We start from the raw sequence: 22,076 nt of genomic DNA, 5'->3' as shown, positions 1-22,076 counted from the left end.
ACAGGGTAAACTTTTATATAACAAATCCAGTTAATTTTTACAAGTAAAATAAATCAGAGTATTATGGCTACTTATATTGTGTTGCAGATAAAATACAGAGATTAACAGGCAGTTGAAAAACTGTTTTCATGCATTTGGTCGTCATCCCCGTAAAAACGGGAATCCAGTATTTTTTATTATGTAACTGGATACCCCGATTAAATCGGGGTATGACATTTTTTTAGTAAGAATGGACTTTTCAACAGCCTGTTAAGAATTGCCTTTATGAGACATTATCTGATTTTGTAAAAACTGATATTAACTTAGCCCGGTAAGTTTATAAGGGTCAAGGATACGTTCTGCTTCTGCTTTCTTTAAAATCCCTTTTTCAATCACAACCTGTTTCACGGTCTTTCCCGTTTTATACGCCTCTTTGGCAATTTCAGCGGCTGACGCATAGCCGATTATGGGATTAAGGGCGGTTGCAAGGGCAGTGCTTGTCTCCGCATATTCCCTGCACCTTACCTTGTTTGCCGTTATGCCTTTAAAACACTTCTCATTGAAGGCATTAACGGCATTTGAAAGTATGTCAATTGAAAAAAGCAGGTTGTGGGCTATCACAGGCTTCATAACATTAAGCTCAAGCTGTGACGCCTGGACTGCGCAGGCAATCGTGGCATCGCATCCAATAACCTGAAAACAGACCATATTAAGCATTTCGGCCATCACGGGATTTATTTTTCCGGGCATTATTGAAGAGCCGGGCTGGACCGCAGGCAGGATTATTTCTGCAAATCCTGTGCGGGGTCCTGAGCTCAAAAGGCGGATGTCATTGGCTATTTTTGTGAGGGTCACTGAAACGCCCCTGAGCGATGCGCTCAGTTCAAGCGCGGGATATACGTTTTGTATGCCCTCAAAGGTGTTTGCGGCGCTCCTGAATTTTATGCCGGTAAGTTTTGCTATCTCTTTTACAATGCGGTTTTTGAATTTCGGATGTGCATTTATCCCAGTGCCGACGGCATTGCCGCCTATGGGCAGATTGAGGAGGGACGCGGATGCATTTTGTATTCTCCGAATATCATTTCTTACTGACTCTGCAAAACCGCTGAATTCCTGACCGAGGGTCATAGGCACTGCATCCTGCAGGTGCGTCCTGCCGGACTTGACGACCTTTTTGAACTCCCTTGATTTTTTTGACAGCTCTTTGTACAGCCCGTTCAGCGCCGGAAGCAGAGATTCTTTGACTGATTCAAATGCGGAAATATAAATTGCAGTCGGTATTGTGTCATTGGTTGACTGCGCCATGTTGATGTGGTCATTGGGATGGATAATTTTGTAATTGCCTCTTTTAGCGCCGAGCAGTTCAAGTGCCCTGTTTGCAATTACCTCATTGGCGTTCATATTCTGAGAGGTGCCGGCGCCTGCCTGATAAACATCAACTATGAACTGGCTGTCGTGCAGCCCTTCAATAACCTCGGCGGCAGCCTTTTCAATCGCGTTAAGGAGCTTTTTATTAATTAATCCCAAGGAGCTGTTGGTGCGGACAGCGGCGAGTTTAATGATTCCCTGCGCCCTTATGAACCAGCGCGGAAGCCGCAGTCCGCTTACTTTAAAATTATCCTGAGCCCTTTTGGTCTGTGCGCCGTAATAGGCTTTATCAGGCAGTTTCACTTTACCGAGAGTGTCTTTTTCAATTCTCAAAATATAACCTCCGGGTTATTCTACAAACAATTTTAACAATTAATCATCTTTGCCGCGAATGCGGATTCTTGATTCCTCTACAATCCACAAATGTTGTTTTAGCGGTTCACTGCCAATAAGAGATAAAATACTCTGAAATACTTTTGTGACATGCTGTTTTGATTGACTGCCAACCCTTAAAACAATAATTCCAGAAAACTCATGCGGTGGATATGCTCTAATGTCAGAAAAATCAGTATCTAAAGTAACAAGAACACGATTTTCACTCTTACATACATCTATAAGCACTGGATCTTTAACGCCCTGTAATCTTTGCTCATTTACGGTTTTTGCATCATGTCCGTCATTAGTAAGCATTTCAGAAATCTCAATAGGGAGGTTTTCGTCTATCTTGAAGTACATATTCCCCTATGCTGTCACAGATACCAGTCTTTCACGGGATAGTTCAGCCGCATAGGCAATGGCTGCCTTAATATCTTCGGGACTTAGCGATGGATAGCTTTTCAAAATTTCATTTTCGCTGCTGCCTTCTGCTAAATTATCCAGTATAACTGAAACCATTATACGCGTCCCTTTAATACAGGCTTTCCCATGACATACAAGTGTATCTACAGTTATTCTATCTCTCCAGTTCATGCTTTGCCTCCTCTTTAATACATTTAATTATATCATAACATGCAACCTTTAACTTCTCCTCTACTCTGCCTGCAATGAGCGGTTAACTTTTCTGTTGCAAAAGAAACCCGAAGGGTTTGGATGTAAGTCTTTTGCAATGTGTTTAGCGAAGTGTAAATCATTATTGAAAATATACGGCTATTAAACAGGAAAATCCAATAATCCAATAAATAATGCCGGGGACAAAATCTCTTGCAAAACTTGATATATTTTCTGAAGGTATTTCTTTTTCTATATTTTTATACAATTTATCAGAATAAAAATACCTGTGTAAGTGTGTAAATACAATTGAATGATAAATACGTACTGTGCCAAAACAAAAAAACACTGATACAACAGAAATGACTATTGTTTTAACACTTAAACATGCTCTTTGATAAATAAAATAGCCGATAAGAATATACGATAAGGGAATGAGGTTAACAATAATATTTGATAGGATAAATCGCAATAAATTGTGTCTATCATCTAATGATGTGGTATCAAAAGGTCTATATCGTAAAAATGATGATAATCCAGTCGCCCATAGCAGCCCGGATAAAAAAGAAAAATGTCAGCAATCTTTTCCATAGTTACTCCTTCAATTAACCGAGTTCACATATCCCTCAGGATTTGGGATTATATACGAACCCATTTATTATCTCCCCTTAACACCCCTATCACTTCCTTCCGGCATAATTATTGCATCCCCAGTGTTGTCAAGAAATTTATTTACTTTACACAACCTTATCACTCAATTATAATCTATTATATGATCCCGGCAAATGAGATAATGTTCCGCCTCGTCTTGGGGGCGGTGATAGGCGGTATTATCGGTTTTGAAAGGGAGGTGCACGGCAGGGCCGCGGGCTTCAGGACCCAGTTGATTGTTTGTGTTGCCGCAGTGCTTATAATGATTGTTTCTGAAAATTATTATTACCATCTCAAATATCTTGACCCCACCCTGAGAATTGACCCCGCAAGGATTTCAGCAGGCGCGTTAATCGGCATCGGCTTTCTGGGCGCCGGCGTAATTGTTAAAAGCGGATTTGCAATCAGGGGGCTGACGACTGCGGCATCCCTCTGGATGGTGTCCGCCATCGGACTTGCCATCGGGGCAGGGCTTTACCTTGAGGGGATTGCCTCGGCGGCGATTACAATCATTGCACTGGTTTTCCTCAGATGGCTGGAAAGACACATGAAGATACTGCGGTTTAAGACAATTGCTATTTCAACGGATATGATCGGCAATGCAGAGGGTGCAGTGCGTTCAATACTTTCAGACTTTAAGGTGCATATCCACTCCGTAGATTATCATCAGGACAAGATTAAGGGAGAATTAACATACAATTTTAATGTATCTACAAGAAACAGGGATGCCATAAAAGACATATTTTTAAAACTTGGAGCGCTGGAGTTTATAAAGACGGTAAGAATTGCAGGTTAACGCAATTATGAAAAAACAGGAAATTCAGCCACAGATTACACAGATTAACACAGATTTTTTTAGAGGATTTCTTTTTAATTTGTTTTTTCTGCGAAATCTGCGGATGAAATTTATTATTCTTTGCGGTTAAATTTTAACAATATGAAAAAGACAGGAGGTGTTAATAAAAAAATGCTGCTTGAAGAAAAAACCATGCAGGAGCTTAAAGAGATTGCCAGGGAGACAGGATTGACCGTTAAAAAAGAATGGAAAAGGGCGGACCTGATAAAAGCAATTAAGAAATTAAAGTCTCCGGTAAAAAAGAAAAAAAAGTCTGAGGTAAAATCCAAAAAAGCCGCAGCAAAAAAACCCGCTGAAAAGAAAACTGTAAGTGTAAAAACAGCAAAGAAAAAAACTGCCGCGAAAGCATCTGCGAAGAAAACAGAGGCAGGGAAATCAGTGAAGAAGGCTGTAAAAAAGCCCGTTCAGAAAAAAAAGGCTGTAAAATCAACGGCAAAAAAAGCCGTCAGGAGAGCCCAAAAATCAACTGCTCCGTCAACGTCTTTGCCTAAAGGTGCAGTTATGCCCGTAGTCCCTTCTCTTGTGAAGGTGCCGGCAATGATTCCAAGCCCCGAAGTCCAACCTTTGCCTGTGCAGGAGGAAGACAGGATAGTCCTGCTTGCAAGGGATCCGAACTGGATATTTGCATACTGGGTAATCGGGGAGAGGACATTTAAATCACTCAGAAAAAAACTGGCCGGTTCTTTTCTTGCATTAAGGGTGTATGATGTAAGCGGCGCTTCTATTGAAAACGCCAACAGCTTTTTTGACATAAGGGTTTCAGAAAGAATCGGAAGCTGGCATATAAGGATAGAACAGGCTGACAACGAATTTTTAGTTGAGATAGGGTTTCTGTCGCCTGCAGGGACATTTCTGCCCGCCGCAAGGTCAAATAGAATATTGACCCCCGGCGCAAGAGTAGGACAATTAAGGCTGGAAGACTGGATAACAAGAAAACTGTACAAAGAGGCATATAAGCTTGATTTAGAGGAATTGAGGCGCTCCTCCTGAAAGCATTTGGCACGGCAGATATAAAATTATGACAAAAGGTTATCTTTGCTTAGTGCTGCATGCGCACCTGCCTTATGTGAGGCATCCCGAACATGACTACTTCCTTGAAGAGCAATGGTTTTATGAGGCTTTAACTGAAACCTACATTCCTGTTCTTGAAATCATAGAAGACCTGCTTGAGGACCATATTGATTTCAGACTTACAATCTCCCTTAGCCCTACCTTGATTGAGATGTTTAACGACTCCCTGCTGAGACACAGGTACGAAGGGTATTTAAGAAAAAAAATTGAACTTGCCGATAAAGAAATGGACCGCCTTGAAAATGACGGCAGGCTTTTCCCTGTTGTGAGGATGTACAAGGAGAGGTTTGGAAGGGTCAAAAATCTTTTTGAGGCGCGGTATAAAAAAGACCTTACCAGAGTTTTTAAACGTGTCAGAGAAAGCGGCAGGGTGGAAATAATAACCACTGCCGCAACCCATGCCTTTTTGCCTAATTTTTCCGTAAACCGCGAATCAGTAAAGGCGCAGATTTTAATTGCAGTTGATCATTATAAAAAAATATTCGGCGGTCCGCCCGAGGGCCTGTGGATACCTGAGTGCGGATATTATCCCGGGCTTGATGATATTTTAAAAGAGGCCGGCATAAGGTATTTTTTTATTGATACTCACGGCTTAATTTACGGCAGGCCGGCGCCGAAATTCGGCACCTTCCAGCCTGTCCGCTGTCCCTCGGGAGTTGCGGCATTTGGAAGGGATGCTGATTCGTCAAAAGAGGTTTGGAGTTCTGTGGAGGGTTATCCCGGAGATTATAATTACAGGGAATTTTACAGGGACATCGGCTATGACCTTCCTGCTGATTACGTAAAGCCTTATATCCATCCTGACGGCATACGGGTGGATACCGGAATGAAGTATTACAGGATAACGGGGAAGACGGAGGATAAGGAGCCTTATGTAAGGGAAAAGGCGCTTGAGACGGCAAAAGAACACGCAGACAATTTTTTATCCAATAGGGAAAAACAGGTTGCGTATTTTGCAGACTTTTTAGACATAAGTCCCGTTATCACGGCGCCGTATGACGCTGAACTTTTTGGTCACTGGTGGTTTGAAGGCGCGGACTGGCTTAATTTTTTAATACGGAAAATCGCAGGCGGTTCAGAGATAATTAAACTCATTACCCCTTCAGAATATCTTAATTCAGGCGTTGAGCTTCAGACAGTTTTGCCTACTCAGTCAAGCTGGGGATGGAAGGGGTATTCGGAGACATGGCTGAATGATTTAAATGAGTGGATATACCCGCCTCTTCACGAGGCCGCTCAGAAAATGTCTGAGATTGCCCGTGAAAATCCTAATGCGCGGGGCATTATATTGAGGGCTTTGAATCAAGCTGCAAGGGAGTTGCTGCTGGCCCAGTCAAGCGACTGGGCATTTATGATGGCTAAAAAGACCGCTGCAGACTATGCCGGAAAAAGGGTTATGGAGCATTTGCAGTGGTTCAATCAGCTTTACAACGGAATAAAAAGCGGCGCTGTAGACGTTGAATGGTTAGGGCCTCTGGAGAAAAGAAACAACATTTTCAGGGATATAGATTACAGGGCCTACAATCCTGATTATGAGTTTAGCAATTTGTCAAAGGGATAACTTTTTAGATACACGAGGAAACTGTCAAGTGAATGCGAGAAGCTTTTTGTCTTTCTGCGCAGGAGTGAAAAATCCCTTACAAACCTGTCTTCCTTGAAAGTTGCCGTCTTAAGCGACCCGTAACGCGTCTCTTTTTTTGCAGCCCACCTTGAGATAATGGATACGCCGAGTCCGTTTTCAACGGCAGATTTGATGGATTCAGTACTCCCAAATGTAAGCGTTGTTTTAATATTTTGCGGATGTATGCCGTGTTTTGTCAGGTATTTTTCAATTATCTGTCTTGTTCCCGATCCTTCCTCCCTGATGATGAACGGCTCTCTTGTGAGTTCTGAGATTGATACATACGGTCTCTTGGCCCACGCATGCAGGGGCGGCATGATGATGACCATTTCGTCGGATACGATTTTTTCAACGAGGAGTTTCTGTTTGACAACGTCTCCTTCAACAAAACCTACGTCAATGCCTGCCGCGTTAAGGTACTCAACAATGGTTTTGGTATTGCTGATAAGAAGGTGAACGTTTACTTTTGGGAATTTTTTTCTGAAATCGGATATTACAGTCGGCATGACATAATTGCCTATTGTGGAACTGGCCCCGAGGGTTACAATGCCTTTTACAAGACCGGTGATTTTCCCGATTTCCCTATCGGCGTCTGCGTAAAGCGTATTTATATCTTTCGCATATTTGTAAAGTAATTCTCCGGCAGGCGTAAGCGTGATGATACAGCCGGAGCGGTTAAAGAGCTTGGCTCCGTAAATTTCTTCAAGCGCCTGAATCTGAAGGCTGACGGCCGGCTGGGTAAGACGTATTATCTCAGAAGCCTTTGAAAAACTTTTTGTTTCTGCAACGGTACAAAATACTTTTAACTTATGGTCTTGCATATTATTTTAACCCCTCGTTATAAGTTTTTTTTAACTATATCATAACACTTAATTATAAGTCAATTATCCTTTCTTATGGATTTTATGGAATTTTTTAATGGATTGTTTTGCAAGCAAGTCGGCTTCTTTGTTGAATTCTCTGCCCACATGAATTATCCTGAAGGCGTCAAATTTCCTAAGGATATTCTGAGCCTGAAGATAGAGGTCTTTTAAATTGCTGTTTTTAACCTTGTAAATGCCGGTCATCTGTTTTACGAGAAGTTCTGAATCCAGGAAGACCGTTATTTTTTTGAGCCCTAATGCGCAGGCTTCCTTAAGCCCCCTCAGGAACGCCTGATATTCGGCGATATTATTGGTTGCCGTGCCTATGTATTCTGATATTTTGTGAACGGTAAAATGAGGCTGGCGGGCTGTTTTATAACGGATTACCACGCCGATTCCGGCATGGCCCGGATTCCCACTGGATGCGCCGTCGCAGTAAATCTCCGTCTCAGATTCGGACGTTCCTGGATTGTCGTCTAATTTCAGCAGCCCCTGTTTGTATATTTCCTGCATTTGTTATGAGCTGTTTAAATGGATAGCGAGCGTATTCCCCGTGGTCTTGCCACGGGGTCAAGCGAGCGAATATGATAAAGAAATTCCTTACATTAGATTCCCTGTGGTCTTGCCACAGGGAAGATCAATCTCCAGGGGCAGACAGCTATGCTGTTTCATGGTAAAGCATCCTGTGGCAATAACAGCAGGTCAGGATGTCCGCATTGTTTTTTATATCATTGAAAAGCTGCGGCGGGATATTCGTGTGACAGCCCAGGCATATCTCGTCTTTTGTCTGAACTATTGCAACGCCTCCCTTTGTCTTGATGATGTCCATATACCTTTCATAGACATCTGCCTCTATCCTGCTTACCATATCTTTTCTTTTTGCCTTGTATTCGTCCATCTCCGAATACAGCGTCTTTTTTTCTTCGTCTAACGTTTTTTCTTCCCTGGCAAAATTTTCTTCCTCTTTTTTTACATTTGCATCTTCTTTTTTCACATCTTTCATTAAGGCGTCCAGAGATTCCATTATACTGAGGATTCCATCTTCAATCTGATATTTATTTTTTTCCACTGCCTCTATTTCCTTAAGATGCGCTTCGTATTCCTTGTTTGTTTTGATCTCTTTGGTGCGTTCCTTGAGTTTCTTTATTTTTACCTCTATATCCTCTATTTCATGCTCTTTGGTTTTCTTCTTGCCGGTTAATTGCTCCATCTCTGCCTTAATGTTTCCAAGAGATGTCGTTGCATCTTTAAGTGACATCTTGACCTTTTTCAGTTTTTCAGGAAGCGCCTCTATTTTACCGGCAATGGAAAGAATGGATGAATCAATCTCCTGAAGTTTTATTAAGAGTTTTAACTGTTCATTCAATTTAAATCTCCGATTAAATTAGTTTATCTTTTCTGGATTCCCGTTCCCCGATTACTACCTTCGGCGACAAGCTTCGCGGGAATGACATCCTATCTCAGAATGGGCCCACCAGGACTCGAACCTGGGACCAACCGGTTATGAGCCGGTAGCTCTACCAACTGAGCTATGGGCCCTGCAAACAGTATTAAAACTGAGCATTTAGTCCACTATTGTATTTCTTTTGGAAAGAAAAGTAAACTAAGGCTTGCAAAAAATGTTGCCTTATTGAAGATGAAATTATATAATAAACATCCAAAAACCATAACGGTGACGATATGAAACTTAAAAATAATACAGCCTTAATAACCGGCGCCGCACAGGGCATCGGGCATGCAATTGCAATCGGCATGGCAAAAGAAGGCGCCCACGTCGGCATAGCGGATATGAATATTGAGAAGGCGGAGGCTGCCGCAGAAGAGGTCAGGGCGCTTGGTGTGAAAAGCCTTGCAATTAAGCTTGATGTTTCAAAATCCGAAGGTATTGCAGGGGCGTTTGACCGTTTTATTCAGGAGTTCGGGAGACTTGATATACTTGTAAATAATGCCGGCATTACAAAAGATGCACTTATTTTGAGAATGAAGGAAGAGGACTGGGATATGGTGCTGGACATTAATTTAAAGGGCACGTTCCTCTGCAGTAAAGAGGCGGTAAAAGTCATGGCTAAGCAGCAGTATGGAAAGATTATCAGCGTATCATCGGTAGTTGCATTCATTGGAAATGCCGGTCAGGCAAATTACAGCGCATCAAAGGCAGGTATTGTTGGACTGACAAAAACCATAGCAAAGGAGTACGCAAGCCGCGGTATAAGGGCCAATGCCATTGCGCCGGGATTTATCCAGACGGCAATGACTGACGGGCTTCCTGAAAAGGTCAAAGAGGAAATGAAACGGCTTATTCCTCTCGGTCATTTCGGCCTGCCTGAGGATGTGGCTAATGCAGTCATATTCCTTGCTTCAAAAGATGCTGATTATGTTACAGGACAGGTAATCCATGTAAACGGAGGAATGTATATGTAAGAAAATTCAAAATTCAAAGTTTAAAATTAAAAATTGCGGGGAAAATTTATAATAAAATTTCCTCAATTTTGCATTTTAATTTTTAAAAATTAAAATGGATAGCGAGCGTATTCCCCGTAGTCTTGCCACGGGGTCAAGTGAGCGAATATGATAAAGAAATTCTTTACATTAGATTCCCTGTGGTTTTGCCACAGGGAAGATCAATTTTAAAACGGAGGTGCTAAATGGCAGTTGAAGAAAAGGTAAAGGAAATAATCTGTAAGCAGCTTGGTGTTGATATAGAAAAAGTTACGCCCGGTGCGGCTTTTATGGATGACCTCGGCGCAGACTCCCTTGATACCGTGGAGCTTGTTATGGCGTTTGAAGAGGCATTTAATATTGAAATCCCTGACGAAGATGCAGAAAAAATCTCCAAGGTTCAAGACGCTATAACTTATATACAGCAAAAATCCGGGAGCAAATAACCCGACTTCGACTGAATAAGAGAAAGGGAATAATTAAGAGGGGTATATGGCGCGCAGAGTTGTGGTAACGGGGGTTGGAATGATAACTCCCCTTGGCACCGGTACTGAAAAGTCATGGAATGGACTGCTTGAAGGCCGTTCAGGCATAAGGGCGATTACGCAGTTTGATGCCGCAGACTATCCATGCCGGATTGCCGGAGAGGTCGCTGATTTTGAAATAGACCGGTTCATAGATTTAAAAGAGCAGAAGAAAATGGACAGGTTTATCCATTTTGGCGTTGCAGCGGCTTCAATGGCTGTAAAAGATTCGGGACTTCAGATTACCGAGGAAAATGCCGGCAGGGTTGGAGTAATAGTCGGCGCGGGTATCGGCGGTCTGCGTGCCATTGAGCATTACAGCAGGGTCATTCAGGAAAGGGGATACAAAAAAATTACTCCGTTCTTTATTCCAATGGTGATAATAAACCTTATCGCCGGGCATATATCCATATTGTTCGGCGCTAAGGGTCCGAACTCATCTGTTGCAACAGCCTGTGCAAGCGGTACCCACTCAATAGGGGATGCCTTTAAATTGATACAGCAAGGCACGACTGATGCAATGATTGCAGGGGGGGCGGAGGCGGTTATCACACCCCTCGGTATTGCCGGCTTTACAGCAATGAAGGCGCTTTCCACAAGGAATCATGAGCCCGAGCGCGCAAGCAGGCCGTTTGACAGGGACCGGGACGGCTTTGTCATGGGTGAAGGAGCAGGAATTTTAGTTCTGGAAGAATTGGAATCAGCCCGGAAAAGAGGCGCTGGAATTTATGCGGAAATTATCGGCTATGGCATGACCGGAGACGCTTATCACATAACGTCCCCTCCGCCTGAGGGTGAAGGCGCAGCGAGATGCATGGCAGCCGCACTGAAAGATGCAGCCGTAAATCCTGAAAATATAAATTACATCAATGCCCACGGGACGTCAACAAAGTACGGCGATGAGCTGGAAAGCGCCGCTATTAAAAAAGTGTTTGGCGGGCATGCATATAAAGTTGCTGTAAGCTCTACGAAGTCAATGACAGGTCATCTCCTCGGCGCGGCCGGCGGCGTTGAGGCGGTTATAAGCGTTTTAAGCATTGTCAACAGCATTGTGCCGCCGACAATTAATCTTGAAAATCCCGACCCCGAATGCGATCTTGACTATGTGCCTAACAAGGCAAGGCAGATGAATGTGGATGTTGCAATGTCCAACTCATTTGGTTTTGGCGGAACAAATGCATGTATCGTTCTCAGAAAATATACAGGCAATTGAATTCTCAATAGGATACACCTTTAAAGACAAAGCCCTGATACAGGAGGCGCTTGTTCACAAGTCTTTTGCCAATGAAAATCCCTCTTTCACGCCTTCCTTTAATGAACGGCTGGAATTTCTCGGCGACTCAGTGCTCGGATTGATTGTCAGCGATTATCTTTTTAATTCCTACCGTGAATACAGTGAGGCTGAGCTTTCAAAAATAAAGGCTTATGCCGTTCAGGAAAATACACTTGCAGAAATTGCCTTGCAGCTTGACATCGGCTCCTGCCTGCTTCTCGGCAGGGGGGAGGAAGGGACCGGCGGCAGGCAGAAACCTTCATTGCTTGCCAATGCCTTTGAAGCTGTTTTGGGCGCTGTTTATCTTGACGGAGGGCTGAAGGCGGCAGGGGCTTTTGCAATTGGACTTCTGAAAGATAAAACAAATAAACTTATCTCAGAGGACCTGCTTTTTGATTTTAAGACGCGGTTTCAGGAAATTGTTCAGGAGAAGTTTGGAATACTGCCCAAATATACTGTGCATAAGGAATCAGGTCCTGAGCACATAAAGATATTTGAAGTGGAGGTCTTTGTAGGGAAAGAGAAATACGGTTCAGGGAAGGGCAGGACGAAAAAAGAGGCGGCGCAGATGGCGGCTGAAGAGGGATTGAAAAGGATGAAGGTTGAAGAATGATGGCAGGCATAAATACCTTCAAAATCTTTAGAAAGCTTTATTTGTCATTCCGGCTTGTCCGGAATCATTTTGCAAAGGCATATATGCCCTCAAAACTTTAAGAAAGCAACAATAATTATTGGCTGTCATGCTGCAAAAAGTTTTGAGTATTTGTTTCTGAACTAATTGTAAAAGGCAGTATGACATTAAAGGTGTTGCCCTTAAAGTTTTTCTGACACATATGCCTTTGCCGGGGTGTGTTATAAAATAAACAAAAGGAGGCTTATGGCGCTTACTTACAAGACAGCGGGCGTTGACATCAATAAAGGCGATAAGCTTGTGGATATGATAAAGCCTATGGCGCATGCTACATTCAGAAACGGAGTGCTTCAGGACATCGGCTCCTTCGGGGCGTTTTTTAAATTAGGCAATTATAAAAATCCCGTGCTCGTAAGCGGTACAGACGGCGTCGGCACAAAATTAAAGATTGCATTCATGCTTGACAGGCATGATACAGTCGGCATTGACCTTGTTGCCATGTGCGTTAATGACGTGCTGACAAGCGGAGCTAAACCATTGTTTTTCCTTGATTATTTTGCCACCGGAAAACTTTCCGTAAAAAATGCCGCGAATGTAATTAAAGGAATTGCTCAGGGATGCAGGCTTGCAGGCTGTGCGCTTATCGGCGGAGAGACTGCCGAGATGCCGGGATTTTACAAAAAAAATGAATACGACCTTGCAGGTTTTTCAGTCGGCGTTGTTGAGAAAAATAAAATCATTGACGGCTCAAAGATTAAATCCGGAGACATTATCATCGGGCTTGCCTCAAGCGGGCTTCACAGCAACGGCTATTCGCTTGTGAGAAAACTTTTCTTTGATATAAAAAAATACAAGGCGTCAACATTTATTAAAGAACTTGGCTGTTCAGCCGGAGAGGAGCTTTTAAAGCCGACAAGGATTTATGTTAAAAATATTCTTAAGTTATTAAATACTGTTGATATTAAAGGCATGGCTCATATCACAGGTGGCGGCATTACAGAGAACCTTCCGCGAATTATCCCCAAAAATCTCAGGGCAGTCGTTAAAAAAGGCAGTTGGCAAATCCCCGGTATTTTTGACATCATTAAAAAAGAAGGAAAGATTTCAGATGCTGAGATGTACAGGACGTTTAATATGGGAATCGGGTTTATTGTAGTTGTAAGAGAAAAGGATTCGGAACCTGTTCTGAAAAAACTCAAGCGCCTCGGAGAAAAAGTTTATGTAATCGGCCATATTGAAAAAGGTAAAGAAGGGGTGAGGTATGCTTAATATCGGCGTGTTAGCCTCGGGCAGGGGCTCAAATTTTCAGGCGATTATTAACAACATTGACAACGGCTATATCAAGGCTAAGATAGTTGTCCTGATAAGCGACAACGCCGACGCCTATGCGCTTGAGAGGGCAAAAAATCACGGCATTGAAACCCTTGTGTTAAAACCCAAGGATTTTTCTGAGAAGGATTCTTATTATTTCCGCATTGCAAAGGAGCTTAAATCAAGAAATGCCGGGCTTGTTGTCCTGGCAGGATTTATGAGGGTTGCGGGCAGTGCGCTTATCAAGGAATTTCCAAACAAAATAATAAATATCCATCCTGCGCTCCTGCCGTCTTTTCCCGGACTTCACGGGCAGAAGCAGGCGGTTGACCACGGCGTTAAGATTTCAGGATGCACTGTGCACTTTGTAGACGAAGGCGTTGACACAGGACCCGTGATAATTCAGGCGGCAGTCCCGGTTTATGATAATGATACCGAAGAAAGCCTCTCAGACAGAATACTCAAACAAGAACACAAAATCTTTCCGTTTGCCATAAAACTTTTTGCCGAAGGCAGGCTGAGCGTTGATGGAAGGAAGGTTGTTGTGAAATCCGAGAGGGAAAACACAGCAATTATAAACCCGCCGCTTGTTTAAGAAAGACCGTTGCACAACATCGGCGACTTTATAAGAACAAAAATTGAGGGGTATTTGCATGGTGAACTGATGGCCCGTAAAGTGAATAATATAACGGATAATTTACAGGACAGTGAATTAATAAAAAAATGTCTGTCCGGCGAAAATGTAGCGGCGTGGGAAGTTTTTGTTAAAAGTTATTCTAAATTAATCTGGAATTCAATCCACAAAACATTCAACCAATATTCTTTCCGTCATTCTAAGGAAGATACAGAGGATATTTACGGCTCTGTATTTCTTTCTTTAATAGAGAACGATTTTAAAAAATTAAGACAATTCAGGGGCGAAAATGCCTGCACCCTCAGGACCTGGCTGACTGTAATAACAGTCAGAATGACAATTGACTACATGAGGAGGGATAAAGGGCGTTTTTTAGCGGAATCCACAGAAAAAAACGTGGATGTATTTGAATTTATCCCTGACAGAAGGTATTGCTCTGAAAAATTATTGGAGGAAAAACAGACAAGTGAGAATCTCAGGAAATCCGTAGAACTCTTGCCTTTGCAGGACAGGATGATTTATGACCTGCTTTATAACAGGGAGGTCTCTCCGGAAGAGGCGGCAAAGATTTTAGGGTTGTCTGCGGCGGATATTTATTCAAGGAAACACAGGATTATAGAAAAGATTAAAAAAAATATGAAAGAGATGTAAGAAAGTGGAACTTCCAGCGTCTATAATTATAAACAGGGAAGAGTTACAGATTAAGCAATGAGGAGGAAGATATGCATCCGGACAATAAAAGTTTAAGCGACTTGGAAATTGCCGCTTATATGGAAGGAAGGCTTTCATCTGAAAAAAAAGAATCATTTGAAAGACGGTTAAGTGAAGACAGGCAGTGCATGGATATGCTTGTCGCTATAAATCGTGTTATCACCCGGAAAGACAGCCTGCCGATTGGGGACGTCCCGCAGCATCTAATAGAGAAAGCCATTGAAATGTATCCTGAAAGGCGCGGCATTTTTGATATTATTGTAGATTTAGGCAGGGATATTATAGATGTGCTCTATGCCCCATCTGATATTAATGTATTTACACCGCTTCCTGCGCCTGATTTGCGGAATGCCGGCATTTCATATCCTAAAATGGTAGTCCTCACTAAATCTTTTGACGGCATCAATGTTGAGTTTAATATTGAAAAGACTGCCGGAAACTGTTGCGACATTAAGATTGCGGCTATTGACGGCGGGTCAAAGGTTTTAATAAATAATCTCAGGGTTGAACTTATTTCCGAGGGAAAAGAACTGGTCTCAGGCCTTCTTAAAAACGGCGGGATGATATTTGAAGATATAAAGCCCGGCCGCTATACCATAAAAATCTATAAGAACAGAAAGATTCATGGAGAGCTGACGATAAAAATAATATAAAACATAAAAAAACAATTCACCACAGAGCAATTCACCACAGAGGGCACTGAGAGGAGAATTTAAATTTATCATTGCAAAATTATCATTTCACAATATAAATTTTAAACTTGATATTCCCTGTAGTTTGCTACAGGGTTACCTTATACTTCCCTTCCCCTTGACGGGGGAGGGTTAGGGTGGGGGTGGTTATAAAAATTCTTTCCCCCTCATAAAAATTATAGAAAAGGAGTTTTTGATATGGAAGAAAAAACGCCTGATATACAAAAGATATTAGATGAGAGAGCGAAGCTTGATAGTCTTCTACAATCACAGTTCAGCAAGAAAGTAGCGGTTATGTTTACTGATATTAAAGGCTCCACTATGTTTTATGAATCCAGAGGCGACATAGACGGCAGGGTTATGGTGCACAGGCATAACGAAATAGTCTTACCGGCAATAAAAGAAAATAAATCTCTTTTTATAAAGACAATAGGCGACGGCACTATGTCGGTATTTGACGACCCGTTGAATTCCATAAAATCTGCCATGGATATACAAAAAAAATTAAGAGCCCATAACAGCGGCAAATCCGAAGACAAACAGATACGCGTCAGAATCGGCATGAACTATGGCACCGGCATTGTTGAAGAAAAAGATGTGCACGGCGATGTGGTTAATGTCGCAAGCAGGATAGAGTCTATTGCAGATGCGGATGAGATATTGTTAACAGGTGAGATGTATAAAGAGGTGAAGAATAATGATGAACTGATATTCAGATATGTAGATTCAGTAAAAGTTAAGGGCAAGAAAGATGACATTAAGGTATTTAGGCTGCTGTGGCATGAAGAGGCCCTTTATTTGGGAAAAACAAGAAAGGCTGACGAGACTTTACAGAAAAAAGAAGGTGTTTTTGTAATTGAGGCGTCAGTCTACGGGAATCAATTAAAGGTTAGCGGTTTTGAGAGAACAGACGGCGAGGAGATGCCGGTTAAGAGTTATACGGAAGTCAGGTTTAATGAAATCAGGATAAAGGATTATACAAAGGGCATCATAGAGCTTCTCAACAGTGCAAACAGGCGCGGTAAGATCGGCAACGAACTGCTTGTGAAATTAAAAGAATACGGCAGGCTTCTCTTTGATGAATTAATCCCTGCTGAGATAAAGGACAAACTAGTAAAGACAAATGAAAAAAACCTGATGGTAAGCATTGATGATAAATTGGTTCATATCCCATGGGAATTACTCTATGACGGGATGGATTTCTTCTGTCAGCGGTTCAGCCTCGGCAGATCCGTAAGCACAAGGCAGACGGTATCGGTTGTCAGAAGGGCAATAAGCAGACCATTGAAGATGCAGATACTGGCCGACCCGAGGGGCAATTTAAAGGCTTCATATGAAGAGGGGGTGGGAATTAAGGATGAAGTTGGAAAGCTTGAAGAATGGCTGGATGTATTTTTAAAGACAACCGACATAAAAACCGATTATGTAAAGGCTAAAATCCGTAACTTTGATATTGTCCACTATGCAGGCCATGCAGAACATAGTGCCGCAAGACCCGAAGAAAGCGGATGGCTGTTAAAGGATGGGAAATTGAGCGCCGAACAGATACTTAATATGACGGGTGTTATGCCCATGCCGTCGCTGGTTTTTTCCAATGCGTGTCAGACCGGACAGACAGAGGAATGGAAACTGAGAGAAGATTATGTTAACAGGATATTCGGACTTGCAAATGCGTTTTTACTGTCAGGGGTGCAGCACTATATAGGCACTTTCTGGGAGATTCCTGACGAAGCGGGTTTGCACTTTGCAAAATGTTTTTATGAGAATCTTGTCAAAGGGGTGACAATAGGAGAGGCTTTGAGATTATCAAGATATGCATTGATTAGGAAATACGGCGAGGATACGATTGTCTGGGCAAGTTATATGCTCTATGGCGACCCGACAACAAAATATATTGTCCCGGACTCAAAGGTCCTGAGACAGGAATCTGAGGTAAAATCCGACAAGGAGGCATTTGTTGCTTCAGACGTTAGAAATAAAGAAGAGATAATACAATTCCCTCAGGAAAAGAAGGCATACGGGAAGCGGTTTTTTGCCGGCCTCGGTTTACTGCTTTTTGCCGGCCTGGTTTTATTCATGATGAAATGGAACCGGACCGGTATGGTTAATGCGCCTGTTACAGGGGAGAAAAGCATATCCGCAGTTGATAGAGATGAAGCCCGCAAAAGAATTGACGAATTGGTGGCTTCTCTTGCGAAGAATTACAGGGAAGGTAATTTTGAACAGGCAAAGGCTGTGCAGGATGAATGGAGCACAAAGCCGGTTACAATGGTGGTTATGGATATCAAATCTCCGGAAGACTCAGGGGACCACAGCAGGGAAAAATTAATAAGCCTGCTTTCCCAGTTCCTCCAGACAAGTGAGAGGATAAATATGGTTGAAAGGGAGATCCTTGTAAAACTTCTTGAGGAATTAAAGTTGAGTTCATCAGCCCTTGCTGATCCATTGACGGCATTAAAGATAGGAAAGGCGCTCTCGGCAAGGATTATTGTGACAGGAAACATTATCCCTGATAAAAAAGGACAGACAATTATGCTCAGATTTATAGATACCGAGACAACGGCAATCAAAAAGGTAATATCAGCGGAATCGCCTGACAGGGAGATAAATAAAGACAATATTAGCAATATCGGCAGGCAGATAGTTGACTGGGTCAAAGAGGATTTCCCGGTAAGAGGCAGGCTTGTTTCAATAACAGGCGATAAATGCCAGATAAACCTCGGACAGATGCACGGCATTAAAAAGGGCGACAGGCTGGATGTTATTAACGAATCTCCCAAAGACTCAGGCAGATATAAGGTGATAGGAGAGATTGAGATTAGCGAGTCTGAAAAGGACAAGTCGCAGGCTGTAGTTTTAAGCCGCACTGATTCAATAAAGGAAGGGTTTAAGGTAAGGGCGAAATAATGAGAAAGGTGGTTTTATTGGCAGCTCTTTGTTTGTCAGTATCTTATGCCGATGCGGACCAGATAGAGATGTCTTCAACGCTGAATCCTGTCGGTTCAGGCGCAAGGGCCATAGGCATGGGCGGGGCGTTCATAGGCGTGGCAGATGATGCAACAGCGGCGTCATGGAATCCTGCAGGGCTGGTGCAGCTTGAAAAACCGGAGGTCTCTATAGTCTATTCGCTTTTTTATAGAAAGCAGGCATATGATTCAAATACCCACCCTGAAGTCAACAATGAAAACAACATGGATGCCGGCGGAATTAATTATGCCAGCGCAGCCTATCCCTTTGTTATGTTTAACAGGAATATGGTAGTTTCCCTTAATTACCAGCGGCTGTACGAGATGAACAAAGAAGTTGATTTTAAATATACATGGGACGTATTAGGAGATAAGCTTTATGACAGCATTAAATTTAAGCAGGAGGGCTATCTTTATGCTGTTTCGCCTGCAATGGCAGTGCAGGTAACGCCTGAGTTTTATCTCGGCGCCGCCGTCAATTTCTGGGACGATTTTTTCGGTGATAATGGATGGGAAAACACTTATGAATCAAATGCCACAGGAGTAATTGGCGGTTTTACCGATAATGAAAAAATCCTTTGGAAGAATCAAATATTATTCCAAGGCATTAATGCAAACTTTGGCTTTTTATGGTCTGTATACGGGCCGTTTACAATAGGCGGCGTATATAAAACTCCATTTGATGCAACACTCACAAAAACGACTTACTTTTCTTTTAACCAGGACTTTCCTTCCATTCCACTGCATAATGGATATTCTTATGAAACCTCCAGTGATATCATCATGCGGATGCCTGAGTCTTACGGGATAGGGCTGTCTTACAGACATTCTGACGCCTGGACTACTGCCTTTGACATATACCAGACCAGGTGGTCAAGATTTTTGCTCAAGGACTCAGCCGGAAAGGAAACCAACCCGATAGACGGGGCGTCAATAAATGAAGGCCGTTTAAAAGATACAACACAGTTGCGTCTGGGCGCTGAATATCTTTTCATAAAAGAGAAACATGTCATCCCGCTAAGAGCCGGACTGTTTTACGACCCTGAGCCGGCAAAAGGCGATCTTGATGATTATTATGGTTTTTCTCTTGGCGCCGGTCTGGCGGTGAAAAAGATTGCGATAGACGCAGCTTATCAATACAGAACAGGAGAGGGTGTTACAGGGGATATATCGTCTACTTATGTCAGAGACAACAATGTCAGCATACAACAGCATGTTGTAATGGTCTCGGCGATTTATTATTTTTGATGAAGAAGAAATTTATTCTGATAACTTTATGGTTTTTCTTTTTCACTGCTATTGACGGCGCTGCTGTGAATGACGGCGGCACGTTCAGGAGCAAGTGGTGGAATTATTACAACAGGGGCATTGAATATTCTGAAAAAGCCGACTGGACGAACTCAATAAGCGACCTAAAAAAAGCCGTCTCCATGAGGACCAGAGACCAGAGGATGGCGCGTACATACGGAATGCACTTTATAGATTATTTTCCTCACAGGGAGCTTGGAATTGTTTATTTCAGCGCCGGAGAGCTTGACAAGGCTGTCAATGAGCTTGAGGAATCCATACGCTCGGAAGAATCTGCAAAGGCTGTTTATTACTTAAACAAGGCAAGGAAAATAATTCTTCTTAATCAAAAAGACAGGCAGGCAAACCCGCCTCTGATAACAATAGAATCTCCTGTTCATGGGTCTGCCCTGAAAGGTTTATCGGTTAAGGCAAAGGGAAAGACTTCAGGCGCAGGACTTATCGCAAAGATATTAATTAACAATAACCCCTATAGGTTTGACCTTGCAAAAGAGGACATAGAGTTTGAAAAAGAGCTTTCTGTTGATGACGGAGAAAACATGATTGTTGTAACTGCCGAAGACCTTCTGGGCCATCGCTCTAAGAAGACAATAGCAGTGTTCGTTGATAGAGAAGGGCCGGCTATAAATATTTTAGACATCCTCATGGAGGAAAGAGACGGAGAAAAGTTTGTAAGGATAACAGGTGAAATTAACGACAGCACGGGGATACGGAATATATTGCTCGGGGATAAAGCGATTAAGATTGACGATTTAAAAACTTATGAATTCAATATATCAATCCCCCTCCCCCTCACCCCCTCCCGCAAGGGGAGGGGGGAGTTTTTTCAAACTCCTACCTCTTTGACTGAGGGTTCCCCTGATATACCCTCCTCTTTGATGGAGGGTTCACCTAATCGTCCCTCCCCCTTGACGGGGGAGGGTAAGGGTGGGGGTGTTGGGATTGTCGTCATCCATGCGTCTGACAGCCTTGACAATGAGACAAGGGCGGAGCTTGACATTGAAAAAGAAATTACCGCCTTTAACAAAAATTCCGCTACAGTGCTTCTTGCCTTTAATGGAGACAATATATTTTCATCCGACCGTCAGCCCCCTGTAATAAGTCTTAAAGACACCGCAGATGTCCCGGTTGTCTTCGTGGATAAATATTATGTTGAAGGCGAGGTCTTTGACAATAACCTGGTGGAAAAGATTTTTGTGAATAATAAAGAAGTGGCGGCAAAAAAAGGCAAAAAGATGTTCTTCAGTAAAATTGTAAAGCTGACCGAGGGGGATAACAGGATTGTTGTGGATGCATATGACCCTTCAGACAACAAGGCAACATCAGCATTTACCGTTAAAAGAAATATCCCTGCTGTGATGCAGGCTGGCTCAAGAATGAGTGTCTCTGTACTGCCCTTTGAAAGCAGACAGAGGGATGCCGGCCTTACGCAGCTTGCCTATGAGCAATTGACAGGCTCTTTTGTTGAACAAAAACGGTTCAGCGTTATAGAAAGGGCAAAGCTGGAACAGGTGCTCCTTGAACAAAAACTCACCAGGGAAAAGCTTACAGACCCGGAACATTCAATAAGGGTCGGCAGACTTATGTCGGCAGAGACAATACTATCTACGTCCATAAATGAAACTCCGAAATCCATAGAGGTTATCTCAAGGGTGATAAATACCGAGACTTCGGAGGTAATGGAAGTCAAAGACGTTTTTACCGAGGATAAAAGCCTTGCATCAATCAAAGAGCTTATGGACGGTCTGGCGTCAAAAATAGCAGGAAGTTTCCCAATAGTTGAAGGCATGGTAATCAACAAGGGCGGCTCAAGGGAGATTTATTCAGACCTCGGCGCTCCGGCAAAAATAAGAAGGAATACAGGCGTAATCTTTTATAGAAAGGGCAGGGAAATAAAACACCCTGTAACAGGCAGGTCTCTCGGCTGGGATACAATAAAATTAGGCGAAGGACGCATTGAAGATATACAGAAGGATTTCTCAAAGATAAGACTGCTGGAAAAACCCGGCTCTCAGGATATTAATGTGAAGGATATGATGATTACGAAATAAGGACAGTAGTTTGTGTAATCAATTTTAATCAAAGAATTCCTCGAAACTCAGTTTCGGGGCATAAATTATCGTTTCTCGTTGTCATTCCCGCTTGTCGGGAATCCTTCTCGGAGAGATTCTGGACAAGCCAGAATGACATA

At 42.7% G+C, this 22,076-nt stretch carries 20 protein-coding genes and 1 tRNA gene; 14 read left to right on the top strand and 7 right to left on the bottom strand.

Annotation, left to right across the window (positions count from 1 at the left end; genetic code table 11):
• Window positions 1-297: 297 nt before the first annotated feature.
• From HZA10_08780 to HZA10_08770, 3 genes are read right to left on the bottom strand one after another with little or no spacing between them, the layout of a single operon-like run.
• Window positions 298-1,683, bottom strand: a complete 1,386-nt coding sequence (locus HZA10_08780) for an aspartate ammonia-lyase (GenBank protein ID MBI5196403.1) — start codon at window positions 1,681-1,683, stop codon at window positions 298-300.
• Window positions 1,684-1,719: 36 nt separating this feature from the next.
• A complete protein-coding gene (locus HZA10_08775; protein MBI5196402.1) occupies window positions 1,720-2,082 on the bottom strand; it encodes a DUF5615 family PIN-like protein in 363 nt (120 codons plus the stop codon).
• A 6-nt stretch (window positions 2,083-2,088) separates the two neighbouring features.
• Window positions 2,089-2,316, bottom strand: coding sequence for a DUF433 domain-containing protein (locus HZA10_08770; GenBank protein ID MBI5196401.1), 228 nt, complete (start codon window positions 2,314-2,316; stop codon window positions 2,089-2,091).
• A gap of 811 nt (window positions 2,317-3,127) precedes the next feature.
• On the opposite strand from HZA10_08770, the gene HZA10_08765 reads away from it, so the two are divergent.
• The 3 genes from HZA10_08765 (at window position 3,128) to HZA10_08755 (ending at window position 6,473) form a co-directional block, all read left to right on the top strand.
• Window positions 3,128-3,781: an MgtC/SapB family protein gene (locus tag HZA10_08765; GenBank protein MBI5196400.1), complete on the top strand. Its 654-nt coding sequence runs from the start codon at window positions 3,128-3,130 to the stop codon at window positions 3,779-3,781.
• A 171-nt stretch (window positions 3,782-3,952) separates the two neighbouring features.
• Window positions 3,953-4,831: a DUF4912 domain-containing protein gene (locus HZA10_08760; protein MBI5196399.1), complete on the top strand. Its 879-nt coding sequence runs from the start codon at window positions 3,953-3,955 to the stop codon at window positions 4,829-4,831.
• A 28-nt stretch (window positions 4,832-4,859) separates the two neighbouring features.
• Window positions 4,860-6,473, top strand: a complete 1,614-nt coding sequence (locus HZA10_08755) for a DUF1957 domain-containing protein (GenBank protein ID MBI5196398.1) — start codon at window positions 4,860-4,862, stop codon at window positions 6,471-6,473.
• On the opposite strand, the gene HZA10_08750 is transcribed toward HZA10_08755, so the two are convergent.
• The 4 genes from HZA10_08750 to HZA10_08735 all read right to left on the bottom strand — a co-directional run bounded on the left by HZA10_08750 (window position 6,443) and on the right by HZA10_08735 (window position 8,935).
• The gene (locus HZA10_08750) at window positions 6,443-7,354 is read right to left on the bottom strand and encodes a LysR family transcriptional regulator (GenBank protein MBI5196397.1); all 912 of its coding nucleotides are present in this window, start codon (window positions 7,352-7,354) and stop codon (window positions 6,443-6,445) included. The two genes, HZA10_08755 and HZA10_08750, sit on opposite strands and share 31 nt — an antisense overlap.
• A 63-nt stretch (window positions 7,355-7,417) precedes the next feature.
• Entirely contained in the window at window positions 7,418-7,909 is a 492-nt protein-coding gene (locus HZA10_08745; GenBank protein ID MBI5196396.1) for a ribonuclease HI family protein, read from the bottom strand.
• Between the two features lie 145 nt (window positions 7,910-8,054).
• Window positions 8,055-8,762, bottom strand: a complete 708-nt coding sequence (locus HZA10_08740; protein ID MBI5196395.1) for a hypothetical protein — start codon at window positions 8,760-8,762, stop codon at window positions 8,055-8,057.
• A 100-nt stretch (window positions 8,763-8,862) separates the two neighbouring features.
• Window positions 8,863-8,935: transfer RNA gene (locus HZA10_08735), tRNA-Ile, on the bottom strand.
• A 141-nt stretch (window positions 8,936-9,076) separates the two neighbouring features.
• Here HZA10_08735 and fabG point away from each other — a divergent pair.
• From fabG to HZA10_08680, 11 genes are all read left to right on the top strand, one after another.
• The gene (fabG, locus tag HZA10_08730; GenBank protein ID MBI5196394.1) at window positions 9,077-9,817 is read left to right on the top strand and encodes a 3-oxoacyl-[acyl-carrier-protein] reductase; all 741 of its coding nucleotides are present in this window, start codon (window positions 9,077-9,079) and stop codon (window positions 9,815-9,817) included.
• A gap of 224 nt (window positions 9,818-10,041) precedes the next feature.
• The gene (acpP, locus tag HZA10_08725; GenBank protein ID MBI5196393.1) at window positions 10,042-10,281 is read left to right on the top strand and encodes an acyl carrier protein; all 240 of its coding nucleotides are present in this window, start codon (window positions 10,042-10,044) and stop codon (window positions 10,279-10,281) included.
• A 46-nt stretch (window positions 10,282-10,327) separates the two neighbouring features.
• Window positions 10,328-11,572 (top strand): beta-ketoacyl-ACP synthase II, encoded by a 1,245-nt coding sequence (gene fabF, locus HZA10_08720; GenBank protein ID MBI5196392.1) that lies wholly within the window; start codon window positions 10,328-10,330, stop codon window positions 11,570-11,572.
• Window positions 11,535-12,245, top strand: a complete 711-nt coding sequence (gene rnc / locus HZA10_08715; protein MBI5196391.1) for a ribonuclease III — start codon at window positions 11,535-11,537, stop codon at window positions 12,243-12,245. Before fabF ends, rnc begins: the two co-directional genes overlap by 38 nt.
• 264 nt (window positions 12,246-12,509) lie before the next feature.
• A complete protein-coding gene (locus HZA10_08710) occupies window positions 12,510-13,532 on the top strand; it encodes a phosphoribosylformylglycinamidine cyclo-ligase (GenBank protein ID MBI5196390.1) in 1,023 nt (340 codons plus the stop codon).
• Complete coding sequence (locus HZA10_08705; protein ID MBI5196389.1) at window positions 13,525-14,169, top strand: phosphoribosylglycinamide formyltransferase; 645 nt, start codon at window positions 13,525-13,527, stop codon at window positions 14,167-14,169. Before HZA10_08710 ends, HZA10_08705 begins: the two co-directional genes overlap by 8 nt.
• An 81-nt stretch (window positions 14,170-14,250) precedes the next feature.
• Window positions 14,251-14,859: a sigma-70 family RNA polymerase sigma factor gene (locus HZA10_08700; GenBank protein MBI5196388.1), complete on the top strand. Its 609-nt coding sequence runs from the start codon at window positions 14,251-14,253 to the stop codon at window positions 14,857-14,859.
• Window positions 14,860-14,930: 71 nt separating this feature from the next.
• Complete coding sequence (locus tag HZA10_08695) at window positions 14,931-15,572, top strand: hypothetical protein (GenBank protein ID MBI5196387.1); 642 nt, start codon at window positions 14,931-14,933, stop codon at window positions 15,570-15,572.
• Window positions 15,573-15,809: 237 nt separating this feature from the next.
• Complete coding sequence (locus tag HZA10_08690) at window positions 15,810-18,518, top strand: CHAT domain-containing protein (protein ID MBI5196386.1); 2,709 nt, start codon at window positions 15,810-15,812, stop codon at window positions 18,516-18,518.
• Window positions 18,518-19,825 carry an outer membrane protein transport protein gene (locus tag HZA10_08685; protein MBI5196385.1) on the top strand — a complete coding sequence of 436 codons (1,308 nt, stop codon included), beginning with the start codon at window positions 18,518-18,520 and terminating at the stop codon, window positions 19,823-19,825. The genes HZA10_08690 and HZA10_08685 overlap by 1 nt, the downstream gene beginning before the upstream one ends.
• Window positions 19,825-21,936: a hypothetical protein gene (locus tag HZA10_08680; protein MBI5196384.1), complete on the top strand. Its 2,112-nt coding sequence runs from the start codon at window positions 19,825-19,827 to the stop codon at window positions 21,934-21,936. Before HZA10_08685 ends, HZA10_08680 begins: the two co-directional genes overlap by 1 nt.
• The last annotated feature ends 140 nt before the right edge of the window (window positions 21,937-22,076 follow it).

It is taken from the genome of Nitrospirota bacterium, from assembly GCA_016212185.1.
In the GTDB taxonomy this organism is placed as follows: Bacteria; Nitrospirota; Thermodesulfovibrionia; order UBA6902; family DSMQ01; genus JACRGX01.
This window is presented reverse-complemented; position numbering and strand designations above follow the sequence as displayed.